Below are 17,175 nucleotides of genomic sequence, written 5' to 3' on the forward strand. Positions count from 1 at the left end.
TATGTGCTAATTGCTATGTAGCTAAGAATCATTAGCTAGAGAGATGTCATTCGGATAAGTTTCGGTATCTAAGCAGGCATTTGAATGAAGATTCGGCTTACCTATCGCGCAAGCCGAATTGAAGATGTTCAGCGTAGTAGATTATGACTGAGTATTAAGCGTGATCTTGGCCTGATACCTTTGCAAGGGCTTCTGGGTATCCGCGTTCTTGTGTCAAATCTATCGCTCTATTCTCAATATCACTTAGATTAAGTGACATTGTCACTGAGTGCGTGTTTTCAATCGATACCGCCTCTGATACATCAAACCAATGCTCAGCGACCTTTTGCGCAGCCTCTAGGGTTGAAGATGCTTTGACTACTTCAAGTCGAGCATAGCGATCACCACAGAATGAAACGTCTGAAGCTCTTAAGCTCGGATCGGTTCCCGGAATCTGCTGTGCACCGAACAGAGGCTTACCACCTACCAGTGCAGAGCTGAAACTTGGGATGAACTGAGACATATGCGTTATCGCAGCGCGAGTTCTTAATTCGAGCTGCTCTTCACTCCAACCTGATACGATTTTCTTAAGAAGCTTAGAAGGCAACTGAGGCTGTGATGAATCTGTTGATGATGAAACAAGCCCACCCTCAAACAGAGTAATCCCTTCTGTCATACCGTGAAGTTGGAATACACCATCAGCGTACGGTGTTAACTGAGCCATGCCTTGCGGTGTGCCTCTCGGGCCATGGAAGATAACCTCTGGCCACTCTTCCTTACATTCTTGCGAATACGGCCACTGCGTAACGTATGCGGCTTTGAACTCAACAAGCCTTTGTTGCTTAGAACCGACAAAGTCATCCACGATGCCCGTTTCAAAGCCACTTGCATTAATCAAGTAGTCGGTCGTTAGGTGACATCTTTGGTTCTCAGCGTCTGTATAAGTCAAAGACCAGCCTTGCGCTAACGATTCAACAGATTGTAATCGGCTGTTGGTTAACACGGTACAATTAGACTGTTGCCCCAAAGAGAGTTGAGCGGTTGCAGAAAGTCGGAATACACTCCAACCATACTCTTGAACCATAGCAACAGGATACTTAAGGGTTTCTAGATCCGTATGTTTAGCGAAAGGAATACACCATTCATCAAGCGATGTTGGTTTCAGAGGCTGAGTTTGAGCAGCAAGTGCTAGTAACTCTTCTTTACTATACAGCTTGTAATACTCTTCCGGATTACCAAGCACTTGGTTGCTTTTATCTTGACTAACAAGATCAGCATAAGCGTTCTTGATTATCTTTAGGCGCGGAAGAAGATCCAACGGCTCTCCACCATCACTGTGTGGAACAGCGATAATTGTCGGACGAATATTGATCGTATGGGGAAACAAGCGGACGGTATCAATTGACTGAGTGAGCAACTGAAGACACTGCTCTACAGAAATATCTCGATACAAATTGCCACCAGCATGCAGATGGCAAATTGGTGGACCATTAACCAAACTCGGTCCTTTTTCCAAAATAGTGACCTTATAACCCAACTCACTAAAATGAATTGCGCTCGTCGTTCCGGCAATACCACCACCAACAATGGCAATAGAAGGCTGATTTGTATCCGTTTTGTTGTGGTTCATCGTGTTCTGTAGAATATGATTAACTGCCGCTATTCTACTTTTGTTCTGCTACGAATTAAAACACATTTTTATCAAGGTCTTAGATAGGCAGTATTTAATATCTATGTAAAAAACCTAAATAATCTCTTGACTCAATAACTCCAGATTGAGTTTTAAAGGTTATTATAACCGTCACATTTGTCCTAAGTGACGCCACATAAAGGCTGCCTCAGTACTCTTTAAACATAGATGTTAACTTATCCCTAAAGTTATCCACCGTTTTTGTGGATAACTGTTGATAACGTTCTTGCTAAGTTGCGCAAACCCTTTGTTTACAGGGACTAACCGCTGTTCATTAAATCGGCATTATTGCGCAATTAGTTTTAAAAAATACTAAAAAACGGGAAATTAAGGTGCGATGTTCGTAACTTGTGCTACGCATTGGTCAAATAAAAAGCGGTCTAAAGAGACGTCTTATAAATAGTGAACGACTAAGTATAAGTAATGTCACTTTTAGACCGTTTTAAGCATTTGTGAGATCTCGCTAGCGACTAGCCAAAATCCTTGTTTACTGGTGCCAACAAACGTTTGATTAAGCTATTCACTACCGCGGCCAATGTGATAAACGTCAGCACGGGTAGCGCTATCCACAGTATTGGGTGGAGTGAAGGTTCTAACTCAAAGCCAAAGTTCATTACCCCTGCAACACTGAGTTCAGAACCTAGCGCAGCAATTGAGCCAGCTACTAACGCCATCACCCCGTATTCACACCAAATAGTGTTGAGAATACGCTTCTTACTCGCGCCTAAGGTTCGGTACAAGCGTATCTCTTGTTGTCTTTGAGATAAGCTCAGTCGCAACAGAGTGAAGATAAGCAATAGCCCCGCCACTACACCTAACGCGGCAAGTACGGTTATCGACCAAACAATCTGTTTGAGCAACTCTTGGATCTTGCTACCCATTTTACGAATGTCCATCAAACTCACGGTCGGGTGATTTCGAGATAATTCGTTGAGCATTTGGTTGTGTTGCTCTTCTAATCTGAAGCTCACCAACCAAGTAGAAGGAATAGCGCTCAAAACATCGGGAGTAAAAATGAAATAGAAGTTTGGCTTCATTTCACGCCATTCTACTTTTCGGATGCTGTTCACCTTGGCAGAGACGTTCTGGCTGTTGATTGTGAATGAAAGATCATCGCCAATTTTCAAACCAAGTTGCTCTGCGACATCGGATTCCACAGATACGCCCTGCTCTTGTGTCCAGCTGCCTTCTAATACTTCATTGTACTCAGGCAGGCTATCTCCCCAAGTGAAGTTGATCTCGCGACTTAGTGCATCTGTTTCTTCTGAGGTCTCGCTGTATTTCGCCGCCTCAACGCCGTTAATGGTTGTGAGCCTTCCTCGTATAATTGGAAACGCTTGAGTACGCTCTACTTCGTTTGCATCAATCGTCTCGAGATAACTGTCTTTCTCATAGCTCGCAATATTCAGCGCAAACGCATTAGGTGCGTTCTCGGGCAAAGTTTGCTGCCAATCTGACAACAAGTCACTTCTCACTAGCCATATGACCGATAACAGCATCAAAGACAGCGCTAAAGAACCAAATTGAATCCCTGTTGCTAATGGTGTGCGATTAATTCGGCTCAATGCCAAGCGCATAGATGTCGACGTCGGCAGTTGACCCACCAAACGCAGAACAAACGTACTGACAATCGCGAGTACTAAGAACAGGCAAGCGATACCCGCTAGAACTATCCATACCAACAGATTGTCACCGTACATCAGCATCATTGGAATAATAGGTACTAGCAACAACAGGTATTTCTTGTAGCTTTCATTAGACTGGTGACTTGATTGAATCACGCTGATTGCCGAAGTGCTTACCAAGCCAATTAACGGAATACCAAGAGCAGGCACACCAATGAGAATGCTTGATAAAATCGCCAAAATGACAGGTTCAATACCATAGCTAGGAAGTGGTGTTGGTAATAAGTCGCCCAGAGGTATACGAAGCAAAAATTCTAAGCCGATACCGATGGTAATTCCCAGTACTGCACCAATAACCACCAACAGAGACACCTGTACAGACAACCATTTAACGATCCACTGCTTGCTCGCACCTAAACTCTTAAGCATCGCAATGGTTTTACGACGACTCGCAACATAATGTTGGCAAGTGAGTACCAAAGTGGTCGCAGCCATGATCACAACGATAGCAACCGTTAGCGATAAGTATTGAGTCGTACTTTCGAACATCTCGTTGGTACGACTGGCTGAGTCTTGTGTACGCCAGCGATCACTTGGTGTCAGTTCGATACTGTCTTGTGCTGCTTTGAGTTTCGATTCATCACCATTTAAAAACAATCTAAAGCTAACGCGGCTACCTGGTTGGATTGCGCCTGTCGCTTCAACATCATTATTGTGAATCAGAACAGCAGGCATTTGTTGGAAAGGGTTAAAACTCAGGCCCGGTTCTTGTGCAATGTGCCCTGTGATTGTTAAATCGGCGTCGCCTATCGTGACATTGTCACCTATCTCAACTTCTAGCTGAGCAAATATACGCTCATCAAGCCACAATTCACCCGGTTCAACATGATTGCTTATCGCGTTATCCGCGCCTTCTAGTATCATTTCACCGCGTAAAGGGTAATTGCTCTCTACCGCTTTAACAGTAACCAACTGCATCGAGTTATCACTGAATGCCATGGTTGAGAAGCGAGTCAACTGAGAGCTTTCTAACTGTTCAACCTGAGTCAGGTCTAATAAAGGTTGGGGGATTGGGTTTGCCGATACAAATACACTGTCGGCGGTTAACGCATCTTTGCCCTGCTTTACGATCACTTGTTCCATACGCTCAGCTAAAGCTGAAAGCGCGAACACACAAGCTATAATGAGCGTTAGAGCGATGGATACCGGCCATAGCTGACCATGTCGAATCTCTTCGATGCTCCATGAAAACAGTCGTTTGTTCAGTCCGTGTGATGAATTCAATTTACACTTCCTCTATGTGACCGACATGCATTTTCAAGGTTCGCTGGCAACGCTGTGCGAGTTTAGGGTCGTGCGTGACGAGAACAAGCGTGGTGCCGTGCGATGAATTAAGTTCGAACAACAGCTCGACGATTTTCGCTGCCGTTTGTTGGTCTAGGTTGCCCGTTGGTTCATCGGCGAACAAAATTTTAGGCTTAATCATAAACGCACGAGCCAATGCTACCCTTTGTTGTTCACCACCGGACAGTTGAGACGGCAAGTGATCAAGCCTGTCTTTCAAGCCGACTGATTCAAGCAAAGCCGTCGCACGTTCGATGTCTTCGTCTTCACCTTTCAACAAACAAGGCAGCGTGACGTTTTGCAGGGCAGAAAGGCTTGGGATCAATAAGAAGCTTTGGAAAACAAACCCAACGGATTCACTGCGGATTTTGGCTCTCGCTTCGTCATCAAGCTGTGATAGAGGTTGGCCTAACAAACTGATTTCGCCAGAAGTTGGCACATCGAGCCCTGCAAGCAGTGTCATTAACGTGGATTTACCCGCACCTGAAGTACCGACAATCGCAACCGTTTCACCCTCACGAATATCGATATCAACATGCTCTAAGATTGTTAAATGTTCTTGATTAGTAGACACTGTCTTGGAAACAGCTTCTGCTTTTATGATGGATGTATGCATGACTCGACTAATTTCCTTTTTATTCTTAATTATATTTTCAACCGCTTCTTTGGCTCAAGATACCGAGTTAGATTCTAAGTTACTGGTGCTTGGTGATAGCCTGAGTGCTGGTTATAACATGGACATCAAACAGAGTTGGCCAAGCCTGTTACCAGACGCGTTAGCAAAGCATGACAAAACGGTAACCGTGGTCAACGGAAGTATTTCTGGTGACACAACTGGCAATGGCTTAGCTCGTTTACCACAATTGCTTGAAGAACACGCCCCAGACACTGTTCTTATCGAACTCGGTGCGAATGATGGTCTTCGTGGATTCCCACCTAAGCTGATGTCTGCGAATCTTGATCAAATCATTAAGCAGATAAAAGCTGCGGGCGCGAAGCCTATTATGATGAAGATTAAAATCCCACCGAATTACAGTAAGCGTTACAACCAGCAGTTTGAATACGTCTTTGCAGCGCTTGCTGATCAACAAAGCGTGCCACTTTTACCGTTTTTTCTAGAGCATATCATCCTCAAACCGGAGTGGATGATGAACGATGGACTGCATCCAAAACCAGAAGCTCAGCCTTGGATTGCTGAATTTGTCGCCAAAGAATTATATCAGTATCTTTAGGTTTTAATGGTCTAGCTCAATAAATTTTACACAGCTTTACGTTAGCCTGAGTGCATATCACCGTTAACTGTAAGGTTATTTATGCTGATCGAACCTATTATCAAGGGTGTGGTAGCCAAAAGCGCTCACCCTCTAGGCTGTCAAGAAGCCGTAAAGCAACAAATCAAGTTTGTTAAGAGTGCGCCGCAGATCAAAGATGGCCCTAAGCGAGTACTGATTATCGGTGCTTCCTCTGGCTTTGGCCTTGCCGCTCGCATTGCCCTTACCTTTGGCGGTGCAAAAGCTGACACCATCGGTGTCTCATTCGAGCGCGGTCCTAACGAAAAATCCCTAGGCAGTGCTGGTTGGTACAACAACATCTATTTCAAGAAAGAAGCCGAACGAGAGCAACGCACTACTATCAACATTGTTGGCGACGCATTTTCACAAGAAACACGTTCACAAGTTGTCGAAGCCATTGAAACCTACTTCGAAGGTGAAGTGGATCTAATTATCTATAGCTTAGCCGCTGGCGTAAGACCCAAACCAAATACCGAAGAATTCTGGCGCTCTGCCATTAAGCCAATCGGTGAAAGCGTGACTGGTGCGACTATCTCACTAGAGCACGACAACTGGGTGACCAACACACTTGATGCTGCAACGGAAGAAGAAGCCGAAAGCACACTCAAAGTCATGGGCGGCGAAGATTGGGAACAGTGGATAGATGAGCTGATCAATGCTGAATCTATTGCCCCAGGTTGCAAAACCATTGCTTTTTCTTACGTTGGTCCAGAAGTCACGCACCCTATCTACTTAGACGGTACTTTGGGCCGCGCTAAAATAGACCTTCATCAAACAAGTCACGCACTTAACCTTGAACTAGCTAACTTTGGCGGTAATGCTTACGCGACCGTGTGTAAGGCATTAGTCACCAAGGCGAGCGTATTCATTCCGGGGCTAAGCCCTTACCTACTCGCTTTATATAGAGTGATGAAAGAAAAAGAGACCCACGAAGGCTGTATCCAACAAATGCAACGCTTATTCAGCAGTAAGCTGTATGGACAAACCAAAGTACCACTTGATGGCGAGCGCCTAATTCGGATGGATGAATGGGAACTCGACCCAGAAACCCAAGCTCATGTGACTGAACTACTTGAAGCTATGGATGAAAACAACTTCCAATCAATCGGTGACTATCAAGGTTTTAAAGAAGAGTTTTTACAGTTGAACGGTTTTGCTCAACCATCGGTAGACTATAAAGAGAAACTTAACACTGATGATTTTATAAAGTTAAAGCCTTAATCGAAACTTATCTCATTACTGAGACCCAGATTCACATTTGAAAACCTCCGCAAAATTGCGGAGGTTTTTTTGTGCAACATTTCTTATACTTAGTTAATGTAATATTCACAGTTTATTTGGTTCATCTTAATTAACACAGGATGTGTTGATGCATTTAGCATAATTGACTCGGAGTCATATGAAGAAGATAAAAACGATAGACTTAAATATCCCTGACGATATGGCTTCTAGCTGGCAGAATATTGTCGACCTCTTGGCTCAAATCACTCAAGTGCCTGCTGCACTTATCATGCGTGTTCATACCAACTACATTGAAGTTTTCTCTACCAGCCACGGTCAGGATAACCCTTATAACAAAGGCGATTCTGAAACATTAGGAAATGGGCTTTACTGCGAAACGGTGATGGAGTCTCAGCAACAGCTTTTGGTACCCAATGCGCTTGCAGATGTTGATTGGAAAAATAACCCCGACACAAAGCTTGGCTTAATCTCTTATTGTGGCATTCCGCTATGTTGGCCTAACGGCGAATTGTTCGGCACCATTTGTATCTTGGACTCGAAAGAAAATCACTACACGCCTACCTATATTAAGCTATTAGAAAGCTTTCGCACCTCGATAGAATCTCAATTAAAAACCTTGTTTCAACACGCTAAGCTCACTCAAATGAATCGTGGCTTAAAAAGCCGAGTTGCGACTCGCACTAAAGATCTCGCGAGTCTTAATTATTCATTAAACCAAGAGATTGATAAGCGCAGAGCGGCAGAACAAGAGATCAATTTCCAAAAAAATCACGATCTCGGCACGGGTTTTTTGAACCGAAGTGCTTTTGAGTCGCGCTTAGATCAGAAGTTGTTGTCACAACAAAGGTTTACTGGTGGCTCACTCGCAGTAATCCATATTGGATTTACTAATGGCAGGCGCATTCAAGCTCGATATGGCTACAACGCGTTAGACCAAGTGCTTGTTGAATACCGACAACGCATCGACAGTATCTCTGATGTCGAGGTATTAACTGCGCGCCCTACTTCGGTTGACCTTGTGTTGGCGTTCAGTGTTAAAGATTTGCACCAACGTATCGAAGAACTATGCCAGACATTGGTAAAAGTCGGTCATTCAGAATTTGACATTGGTAGTGACAAAGTTCATCTGCATGCCTTTATAGGGATTGCGATTACTGAGCACGACGATGGTGCTGACAGTATTATCCAAAAATCTTCAGAAGCGATGTTGGCATGTAAAGATTCCGGACAGAAGTTCGCTTACTATTCTCAGTCTCATGCTGAAGAACAAAGTCATATTAATAAGATTGAAGGTTATTTACTCCAAGCGGTTCGTAATGATGACCTTATGCTCTATTTTCAGCCTAAAGTATGCCCGTTGACTCATCGCTGGGTTGGTGCAGAGGCTCTACTACGTTGGCGACACCCCGTTCTGGGAGACATATCTAACGAAACCTTAATACACATGGCCGAGCAAAACGGGTTAATTTTCGAAGTAGGAAATTTTGCTCTGCGCAACGCGATTGAGCAAGCGAAAGAGTGGTCCGAATACGTTGAAGATTTCAAAATAGCCGTAAACGTATCTGCTATTCAATTAAAGAATGTTGATTTCGCAGACCAAATTATTCACCTGTTGGAAACCTATCACCTAGAACCTCATTTCTTAGAACTTGAAGTCACGGAAAGTTGCCTCATTGCAGATGAAGTCGTCGCGAAAAATACATTGGAATCGTTACACAACATTGGCGTTACATTGTCACTGGACGACTTTGGGACGGGCTATGCCTCATTTAGTTACCTTAAGAAATTCCCATTCGATACGATTAAAATTGATAAGAGCTTCATCGACCAAATGCTCAACTCACAGGAAGACTCAGAGATCGTTCGGTCCATAGTCCAAATCGCGAAAAAGCTCGACTTAAAAGTCACGATTGAAGGCATTGAATCGGAGGTTCAGGAGCAATTTATCATCAATGAAGGCTGTGATGTGGGACAAGGTTACCTTTATGGCAAGCCAATGCCGAGCCAAGAATTCGAACACAGCTTAATCAATCAAAACTATTTGGGGACAACTCGTTACGCTTAACGCGAAAAAGAGCACTTTGTTTTGGATTTAGGCCTACTTTCTCTTTACTCTATAGGTGGTGATTTTTATAATCGCCGCCTTTCTGTTTTATCTTCCCTTTATATAGGCATTCCTCGTTATGGATCAGTTGACTGCAAAGCTTAAAAAGCTCGAAAAACAAAACTTCCGCGCATATCAACAAATTAAAGGTCAATACGACTTTGCTGATTTCGAATTACACATCGACCACGTTCAAGGTGATCCGTACGCATCTTCTTCGCGTTTTCGCGCAACACGCGCTTGGTCGTTAACAGGGTTAGGTTGGCTGAAAGAAAAGTCTTACGAATACCAAGTAGCAGCGCGTGATTTTATTGCACGTAGCTTCTCTGAATTTGCTAAGCAAGAAGCGACAGTGTCTATCGCACTAACCGGCCAAACTGTTTTGGATAACACATCTGTGGTTTTCACCGAGCACGGTATCGAAATTCGTTTTCGTATCAACCTACCCGCTGATGGTCGTAGTATTCTTGCAAAGAAAGCAATCAACATCATTACATTTTATTTGCCTAAGTTTATTCGTCGCGCAACGCTTGAACGCGAACTCAACATCGAAGCGATGATTAAGCATTGTGAAGCTGTTGAAGACCAAGACGCATTGCGTGCTCAATTGGAAGAAAACAACCTAGCAGCATTCGTTGCAAATGGCAGTGTATTACCTCGTATTGCAGGTAACTGCGACCTGCCAATGAAAGGCGCGGTTCCTTTCCTAGCACCAGAGTCTTTAAGTGTGACGCTAAACGCGCCAAACCAAGGTGATGTGACTGGCCTAGGTATTCCTAAAGGCATCACGCTGATCGTTGGTGGTGGTTTCCATGGTAAATCTACGCTATTGAACGCCGTTGAACGTTCTATCTATAACCATATTCCTGGTGATGGCCGTGAAGGTATCGTGACTGCGACCGATACGATGAAGATCCGTGCTGAAGATGGCCGATGTGTACACAACTTAAATCTTTCAAACTACATCAACCATTTACCAATGCAGAAAGACACGTCTAATTTCAGCACACAAGATGCATCAGGTTCTACATCGCAAGCGGCTTGGCTACAAGAATCGATTGAAGCAGGCGTTCAAACGCTCCTTATCGATGAAGATACGTCAGCGACTAACTTCATGATTCGTGACGAACGTATGCAAGCTCTAGTATCAAAAGGGGCTGAGCCAATCACTCCACTTGTTGACCGTATTGGCCAACTACGTGAAGAGATGGATATCTCTACCATTGTTGTAATGGGTGGTTCTGGTGATTACCTAGACGTGGCTGACACTGTGATTCAAATGCACGACTACCAAGCGGTAGACGTAACTGATAAAGCACAAGAAGTCATCGCTCAACACCCTACTCAGCGAACTAACGAATGTGAGACCGCATTAGAAACGTTTGTTCCTCGTTCGTTAAACCGCGCAGCATTGATGAACATTCTTACTGACGGAAAATTCCGAGTTAACGCGAAAGGCAAAGAGTCACTGCGTTTTGGTAAGGAATTCGCGGACCTTTCTGCATTAGAGCAGTTAGAATCAACGTCAGAAGTGAACGCGATTGGTTGGGCATGGTTCCAGTTTGCACAAACTCCAGGTTGGTCAAACAACCCTGCTAAAGAGTTTAGCGCTATCTTAAGCGATGAGTGGCACGTGAACATGCCAAACTACGGTGACTTAGCGAAACCAAGAGTATTGGATGTAATGGCCGCACTAAACCGTATGCGTAAGTCTCAGTTCAAACCTTCGAACTCGAACTCCAACTCGAACTAATATGTCGCGTTAAGTTAACCTTATCTCGTATTACGGCTCTCATTTATGAGAGCCGTTTTTTTGCGTTCAATTCCTATATTTCTATCTGATTCGGCCACTCTTTACGTGACTACATTGTTGGTCAGCGCTTTAATCATAGAAATCCCAAAAATCATGACACAGCTTTTACAAAACTATGGCGATATTCAGATAAAGTTCCGACTCGATAGGTGTAACTAAATGTAACAGACTCTTGAGGCTTCAATGAATCATAAACGCGTTAAGATGCGTGACCATAAAATCGAAGTAAACCTATTCAAAAACCGTGTAATCGTGGCGTTTTGTGGGATCTTACTGTTCACTCTCGTCTTAGTCGCCAACCTGTACCGACTTCAAGTCGACAATTTTGAAAGCTATCAAACTCGTGCTGATGGCAACAGAATCAAAGTATTGCCTATCGCGCCTACTCGCGGGCTAATTTACGATCGTAATGGTGTGTTGCTTGCCGAGAACAAGCTTGTGTTTAATCTGACGATGATTCCCGAGCAAACAGATGATGTCGATACCATGCTCGCCAAGCTAGACAAATACATCCCGCGTGATGTTGAGCAGATCGCTCGATTCAAAAAACGTTATCACAACACGCGCCGTTTCAAATCTGTCACTATATTAGAGAACCTAAGTGAAGAAGAGATTGCTAAGTTCTCGGTGCACCAGTACCAATTCCCCGGCTTATCGATTGATACGAACTTAAAGCGCTTTTACCCAAATGGAGAGGTGCTGACCCATGTCTTAGGGTATGTGGCACACATCAATGATAGTGACCTAAAGAAGCTAGAAGAAAAAGGCATCGAAGCGAATTATCAAGCGACTACTATTATTGGTAAGCTCGGTGTCGAACGCTATTACGAAGATATCCTACACGGAACCAAAGGCTATCAAGAAGTTGAAGTAAACAGCCGTGGCCGTGTTGTTCGGACTATTGAGTACGTGCCGCCAGTTGCAGGCAAAGACATAGTATTAAATATTGACCTTGAACTGCAAAAATACGTATTTGAACAACTTGATCACCGAACCGGAAGTGCGGTTATCCTCGATCCAAAAGACAACAGTGTACTGGCGATGGCATCTAGCCCAAGTTATGACCCTAATCTATTTGTCGACGGCATTTCGAGTAAGAACTACCAACGTCTATTGAATGACCCTGCTCACCCGTTGGTGAATCGCACCACACTGGGCGTTTACCCTCCAGCATCCACCATAAAACCATTTATGGCCGTTGCTGGATTACAAGAGCATGTTATATCAGAAAACACCATTCGTGATGATCACGGTTCATGGCAAATTCCCGGTTCCAAACGCAACTCTAAATCATGGCGAGACTGGAAACGCTGGGGTCACGGTCCTGTTGACGTAACTCAAGCGATTGAAGAGTCGGTGGATTCATTCTTCTATCAAACCGCCTTTGATTTAGGTATCGACCGCATCTCAAGTTGGATGAATCGCTTTGGTTTTGGTGAACCTACGGGCATCGATATCTATGAAGAAAGTACCGCCAACATGCCAACTCGAGAGTGGAAGATGATGCGTTATCGTACCCCTTGGTATCAAGGTGACACCGTCCCTATTGGTATTGGTCAAGGGTATTGGACATCCACGCCAATGCAACTTGCCAAAGCAACCTCGGTACTAGTTAATCATGGGAAGGTAATGCCACCTCATATCTTGAGAGCTACCTTAGATCACGGTGAAGATTTTGATACGCAAAAACTGGTTGAACCTGAGCCGATGCTGTCGATCACTGAAGTACCAGACGAGATATGGGATGTACCTATTAATGCGATGCGACTCGTAAACCACGGCAGTCGAGGTAGCGGCAGACGTGCATTTAAAGGAACTGACTACACTAGCGGCGGTAAATCGGGAACAGCCCAAGTATTTGATCTTGCAAAAGATCAGGTCTACAACTCCAAGAAACTGGCTCGGCATTTACTCGACCACGCGCTTTACACGGCATTCGCACCTTACGAACACCCTGAATATGTTGCGACTGTGGTCATCGAGCACGGTAATGGTGGTTCCAAGGTCGGTGCTCCTTATATCCGTAAAGTACTCGACTATGCATTCGAACATAAGAGTGGCGAAAGCAAAGATCACTCATAGCATAATAAATGAAGTAGGAACGACGCTTAACCTAGTTACAACGCATAGCCTAGTAACAATACAAGCGTAATGACGACAAAGCCCCACTTGTGTAACTCACAACATGGGGCTTTTCAGTTTTATATATAGGGCTTAAATTTCACTCTAAAGAGTCAATAAACAGCGCAGTAAGAGTTACGTCGATCATGAACTTCGTAATACATGCCACGCTTCACAAAGCGTCTGGAATTTTGCCGTATTGCCCTCGTCTCTATCGGGATGCCACCGCAACGCCAGCTGTCGCCAACGCTTTCTTATTTCCTTATGCGTTGCGTCTACAGGGAGATCAAATAACTTCAATGCACGGTTTTTATCTAAATTGAGCGTATCAGCGCCAACAAACTTTCTGTACCGAGTCCAAAACTCGTTCAGCAGCCTTTTGACTTCACCTTCATCCGCTTCATAGTTAGTCCAATTAGTGTAGTAGTCTCGAAGAGGGTCTTGGTGATCAATGCTGTGGCTATTTCCATGATAGCTTCCATTCATCAATTCAATATCCATTGCTTGAACTTGAAGCCAACCATCAGGGTGCAACGTTTCTTGAAGCTGATACAGCGCATTCATAATGAGAAAGTTCTTCTTAAATAACTCCTTCTCGGGTGATGCATCTAATACAGGCATAAACCCAAGGTCGTTTAGATGAGCCGCCAGTGTGTGTACTTTCCATCCGCTTGGTTTTCGCTTAAGCACTTCCATAATGGGCCAGAGCAAAGGGTTCTCCATATGGCTATGAAAGCTCGCTCTCACACCTTGATTATTCGACATAGTTGGCTCATTTGCGTTATTAAGTTGTTAGCTTGTTAGGCATGATGAATTGCCCTAGGTCAGTGGGCTGACTTCTCTTAATTGAAAGCGATTTTCTACGATTTGTCGAGCTTAATGGAACACCACATTCAATTGCTTGGCTCAAGAGCCCGTTATCCATCAAAATTACGCAGCTAAGGTGACCAGTAATTGGCTATGATTGGTTTAGCTCTTTGGAAAAACAAAAAAAGGCCAGCAATTTTGCTGACCTCTGATATCTATACCAATTTTAGCACAAGGAACTAGTTAATTAGATAACACCAAGCTCTCTTAGACGTTCCATTAGGTATTCATTTGCGGTGTACTTCTCAGACAGTACAACTTCCGGTTTTGGGTGAAGGAATAGTGGCAAAGAGATACGAGATTTCTCTTGGCGTTCACCTGATGGATTAATTACACGGTGAGTTGTCGATGGGAAGTAACCACCTGATGCTTCTTGAAGCATGTCACCAATATTTATGATCATATTACCGAAGTCACATGGAACATCTAACCACTCGTCATTCTGAGCTTTAACTTGAAGGCCCGGTTCATTTGCTGCAGGAAGAACAGTCAGTAAGTTGATGTCTTCGTGAGCGGCTGCGCGGATAGCACCTGGCTCTTCATCGCCTTGCATTGGTGGGTAATGAAGAACGCGAAGCAGTGTTTGTTCGCTGCCATTAATCATTTCAGAAAGCGCGATTGAGAACTTCTCTTGTACTTCTTGAGGCGCATGTGCTTCAACCCAACCTAATAGTTCTTGAGCAAAAGCATTAGCACGTTGGTAGTAATCTAGAATCTGTTCTTTTAACTGTTCAGGAATCTGACCCCAAGGGTATACGTGAAAGTATTCTTTGATGTCTTTTACAGTGTGGCCCTTAGCAACTTCAGAAACTGAAGGTGGAAAATATCCATCTTGTGTTTCAACATTGAAGTGGAAGTTCTCTTTCTCTTCAGAAATGAAGAATTGGTACCAGTTCTCGTAAATTGACTCAACAAGCTCTTTTGGGATGGGGTGATTCTTAAGAACACCAAAACCCGTTTCACGTAGAGATCGAACAAATTGTTCTGCTGCGTCGTCAGCAAGGTAATCGACAGTTTCCAGTTTCATGACTTTTCTTTCTTGTTATGTAGTAATGCAATGATTTTAAAGATCGCTTTGTTGTAAATCAAACTTTTGTGAAACTCCGCCAACCGTTTGTCTAGATACTGGGCGATAACACTACTTTTCAACAAATCTAGTGATTAGAACGCAATTGAACACTGTTCATTATTATGTAACTATACAAAAAACTTATAAAGGATCTGATGATGACAATTACGCCACTTGCTCAAAATAGACCTCTACTCTCACTAACTGCTGTCTATCTTGTTATCTTTCTCTTTTCAGCCTTTGCGCCATCTTCAAGAGCCGTTTGGATCGCTGAGATCGTCCCTGCTCTCGGTATTCTTATCGGGATATGGTGGCTATCCACCAAGCTCACCTTTTCTAAGACAGCTTATGCTCTGATGTTTATCTGGCTTATTTTGCACACGATAGGCGCAAAATATACCTTCTCAGAAGTTCCATTTGACTGGTTCAATAACCTTATCGGCTCTGAGCGCAATAACTTTGACCGAGTAGCCCATTTCTCTATTGGTCTTTATGCCTATCCACTCGCAGAGTATTTGATTCGTAAGAAATTGGCTCAGCCGATACTAGCCTGTTTCTTTGCCCTATTTGCGATCATGAGTGTAGCAGCTGGCTACGAGATTATAGAATGGTGGTATGCAGAGATTGCAGGTGGTGATGAAGGTATCGCGTTCCTTGGCTCACAAGGTGATATTTGGGATGCACAGAAAGACATGCTGTGTGATACAACGGGTGCCATTGTCTCGCTATTACTGTTGCAACTTCAAGGACGAGTTAGAGCTCATTAAGCTCTAACCTTTCTTCTGAATATAAAAAACAATGTGAAATGCCACACGCATGATGTGCTGCGGCATTTATTCTTCTCAACTACTTCATAGTTACCTTGCCACCCACAAATTTGTAGGCAGGCGTACCTCGAACCAAAGTATCTCGCGCAAATTCAATTCCGCATTCAGGGCACACACAAGGGTCTTTTGTGAAATCTTCAACGATCCGTTCCTTGAAACACTTTACGAGCGCTCCTTTGCCGCCTTTTCGATACTTGAAAAGTTGTGTCTTACATTTAGCGCAGAATATCTGAACCGTTTTGGTCGGTTGTTTTTTGTTTGGTTTAGCCATAGAAGTTAATGATTGAACCCTTTATTTCTTAAGTTTAGGTGCGACAAGAACCAAGCTTATCCCAAGTAAGATAACAGTCGATGAGATAATAAATTGCATAGTAACAGGTTCAGATAACAACAAAACGCCACCAAGTGTCGCGATAACGGGAACAGAAAGCTGTGCAATGGATGCGACCACTGTATCCAGTTTTTTCACCACGTAATACCACAAGCTATAACCCACACCAGAAGCCACTGAGCCCGACAATATTGCGTAAATCAAGCCTTGTTCTGTGATGGATATTTGCGATGCCACATTAGGGATGACAAGTAACAGGCTTACTAACACAAGGATCACTAACGAGCTAAATCCAAAGTTGGCAGTAGTGGATTGCAACGCGTTCGTGGATTTCTTACCCGCAAGTGTATAAATCCCCCAACCTACTCCAGCCAGAGCCATCAATATGATGGCGGTTATATCGGGCGAACTTGTCGAATCCGTCGGCATGAGTAAGTAAACGAGCCCAGAAACTGACAACAAACAACCACACCACTCTAACAATGACATTCTATTGCCAGCTAACAGGTGTGCGGCAATCATCGTAAATTGAACCGCGACAAACAGAACCAAAGCACCGAGACCTGCACCAAGCTCTAAGTAAGCAAACGAGAAACCAAACATATAAACGAGGAGTGACAATATTGATGTGAATTGAAACGGTAATTTGAGCTTTGTCTCTACCGACGTGTCGTTGTTTACTAGCTCCTCTCTAGACTTACAGTGGGAAGACAAAGTTAATAAAATCAGAAGTGTAAGCGCACCCGATATGATACGAACGATCGAGAAACTCAAAGGATCAATCGTTTGATCCATCAAAGCCCAACGACACAACACTGAATTGGCAGCAAACGCCACCAGCGTTATAAATGTGATCATCACCGTTTGCATC

General features: G+C 43.8%; 13 protein-coding genes. 6 read left to right on the forward strand and 7 right to left on the reverse strand.

All coding sequences use genetic code 11. The features are described 5' to 3' along the window. Positions 1–154 precede the first annotated feature (154 nt). From AB6C75_RS02000 to AB6C75_RS02010, 3 genes are all read right to left on the reverse strand, one after another. Positions 155–1,609 (reverse strand): FAD-dependent oxidoreductase, encoded by a 1,455-nt coding sequence (locus tag AB6C75_RS02000; RefSeq protein WP_372106643.1) that lies wholly within the window; start codon positions 1,607–1,609, stop codon positions 155–157. A 530-nt stretch (positions 1,610–2,139) separates the two neighbouring features. Further along, positions 2,140–4,578, reverse strand: a complete 2,439-nt coding sequence (locus AB6C75_RS02005) for an ABC transporter permease (RefSeq protein ID WP_372106645.1) — start codon at positions 4,576–4,578, stop codon at positions 2,140–2,142. 1 nt (position 4,579) lies between these two features. Then, positions 4,580–5,254: an ABC transporter ATP-binding protein gene (locus AB6C75_RS02010; protein ID WP_009845334.1), complete on the reverse strand. Its 675-nt coding sequence runs from the start codon at positions 5,252–5,254 to the stop codon at positions 4,580–4,582. On the opposite strand from AB6C75_RS02010, the gene AB6C75_RS02015 reads away from it, so the two are divergent. The 5 genes from AB6C75_RS02015 to mrdA all read left to right on the forward strand — a co-directional run bounded on the left by AB6C75_RS02015 (position 5,253) and on the right by mrdA (position 13,171). Next, positions 5,253–5,870 carry an arylesterase gene (locus AB6C75_RS02015; protein WP_372106648.1) on the forward strand — a complete coding sequence of 206 codons (618 nt, stop codon included), beginning with the start codon at positions 5,253–5,255 and terminating at the stop codon, positions 5,868–5,870. The genes AB6C75_RS02010 and AB6C75_RS02015 overlap by 2 nt on opposite strands. 81 nt (positions 5,871–5,951) lie before the next feature. Further along, the gene (gene fabV / locus AB6C75_RS02020; RefSeq protein ID WP_372106650.1) at positions 5,952–7,151 is read left to right on the forward strand and encodes an enoyl-ACP reductase FabV; all 1,200 of its coding nucleotides are present in this window, start codon (positions 5,952–5,954) and stop codon (positions 7,149–7,151) included. A gap of 178 nt (positions 7,152–7,329) precedes the next feature. Beyond that, positions 7,330–9,237, forward strand: coding sequence for an EAL domain-containing protein (locus tag AB6C75_RS02025; RefSeq protein ID WP_372106652.1), 1,908 nt, complete (start codon positions 7,330–7,332; stop codon positions 9,235–9,237). Between the two features lie 118 nt (positions 9,238–9,355). Further along, positions 9,356–11,029: a P-loop domain-containing protein gene (locus AB6C75_RS02030; protein ID WP_372106654.1), complete on the forward strand. Its 1,674-nt coding sequence runs from the start codon at positions 9,356–9,358 to the stop codon at positions 11,027–11,029. Between the two features lie 243 nt (positions 11,030–11,272). Next, positions 11,273–13,171: a penicillin-binding protein 2 gene (gene mrdA, locus AB6C75_RS02035; protein ID WP_102250461.1), complete on the forward strand. Its 1,899-nt coding sequence runs from the start codon at positions 11,273–11,275 to the stop codon at positions 13,169–13,171. Between the two features lie 183 nt (positions 13,172–13,354). Here the strand turns inward: mrdA and AB6C75_RS02040 are convergent, their stop codons facing one another. Then, the gene (locus tag AB6C75_RS02040; RefSeq protein WP_372106656.1) at positions 13,355–13,975 is read right to left on the reverse strand and encodes a DNA-J related domain-containing protein; all 621 of its coding nucleotides are present in this window, start codon (positions 13,973–13,975) and stop codon (positions 13,355–13,357) included. Positions 13,976–14,264: 289 nt separating this feature from the next. Then, the gene (locus tag AB6C75_RS02045; protein WP_009845327.1) at positions 14,265–15,104 is read right to left on the reverse strand and encodes an isopenicillin N synthase family oxygenase; all 840 of its coding nucleotides are present in this window, start codon (positions 15,102–15,104) and stop codon (positions 14,265–14,267) included. Positions 15,105–15,304: 200 nt separating this feature from the next. Here AB6C75_RS02045 and AB6C75_RS02050 point away from each other — a divergent pair, with 200 nt between their 5' ends. Next, positions 15,305–15,913: a DUF2238 domain-containing protein gene (locus tag AB6C75_RS02050; protein WP_009845326.1), complete on the forward strand. Its 609-nt coding sequence runs from the start codon at positions 15,305–15,307 to the stop codon at positions 15,911–15,913. Between the two features lie 79 nt (positions 15,914–15,992). Here the strand turns inward: AB6C75_RS02050 and AB6C75_RS02055 are convergent, their stop codons facing one another. Then, entirely contained in the window at positions 15,993–16,244 is a 252-nt protein-coding gene (locus AB6C75_RS02055; RefSeq protein ID WP_009845325.1) for a hypothetical protein, read from the reverse strand. 21 nt (positions 16,245–16,265) lie between these two features. Then, on the reverse strand, positions 16,266–17,174 hold the full coding sequence (locus AB6C75_RS02060) for a DMT family transporter (RefSeq protein ID WP_372106659.1): 909 nt from the start codon (positions 17,172–17,174) through the stop codon (positions 16,266–16,268). Position 17,175 lies beyond the last annotated feature (1 nt).

The organism is Vibrio sp. 10N.237.312.B06 (assembly GCF_041464685.1).
GTDB classification, from domain to species: Bacteria; Pseudomonadota; Gammaproteobacteria; order Enterobacterales; family Vibrionaceae; genus Vibrio; species Vibrio tasmaniensis_A.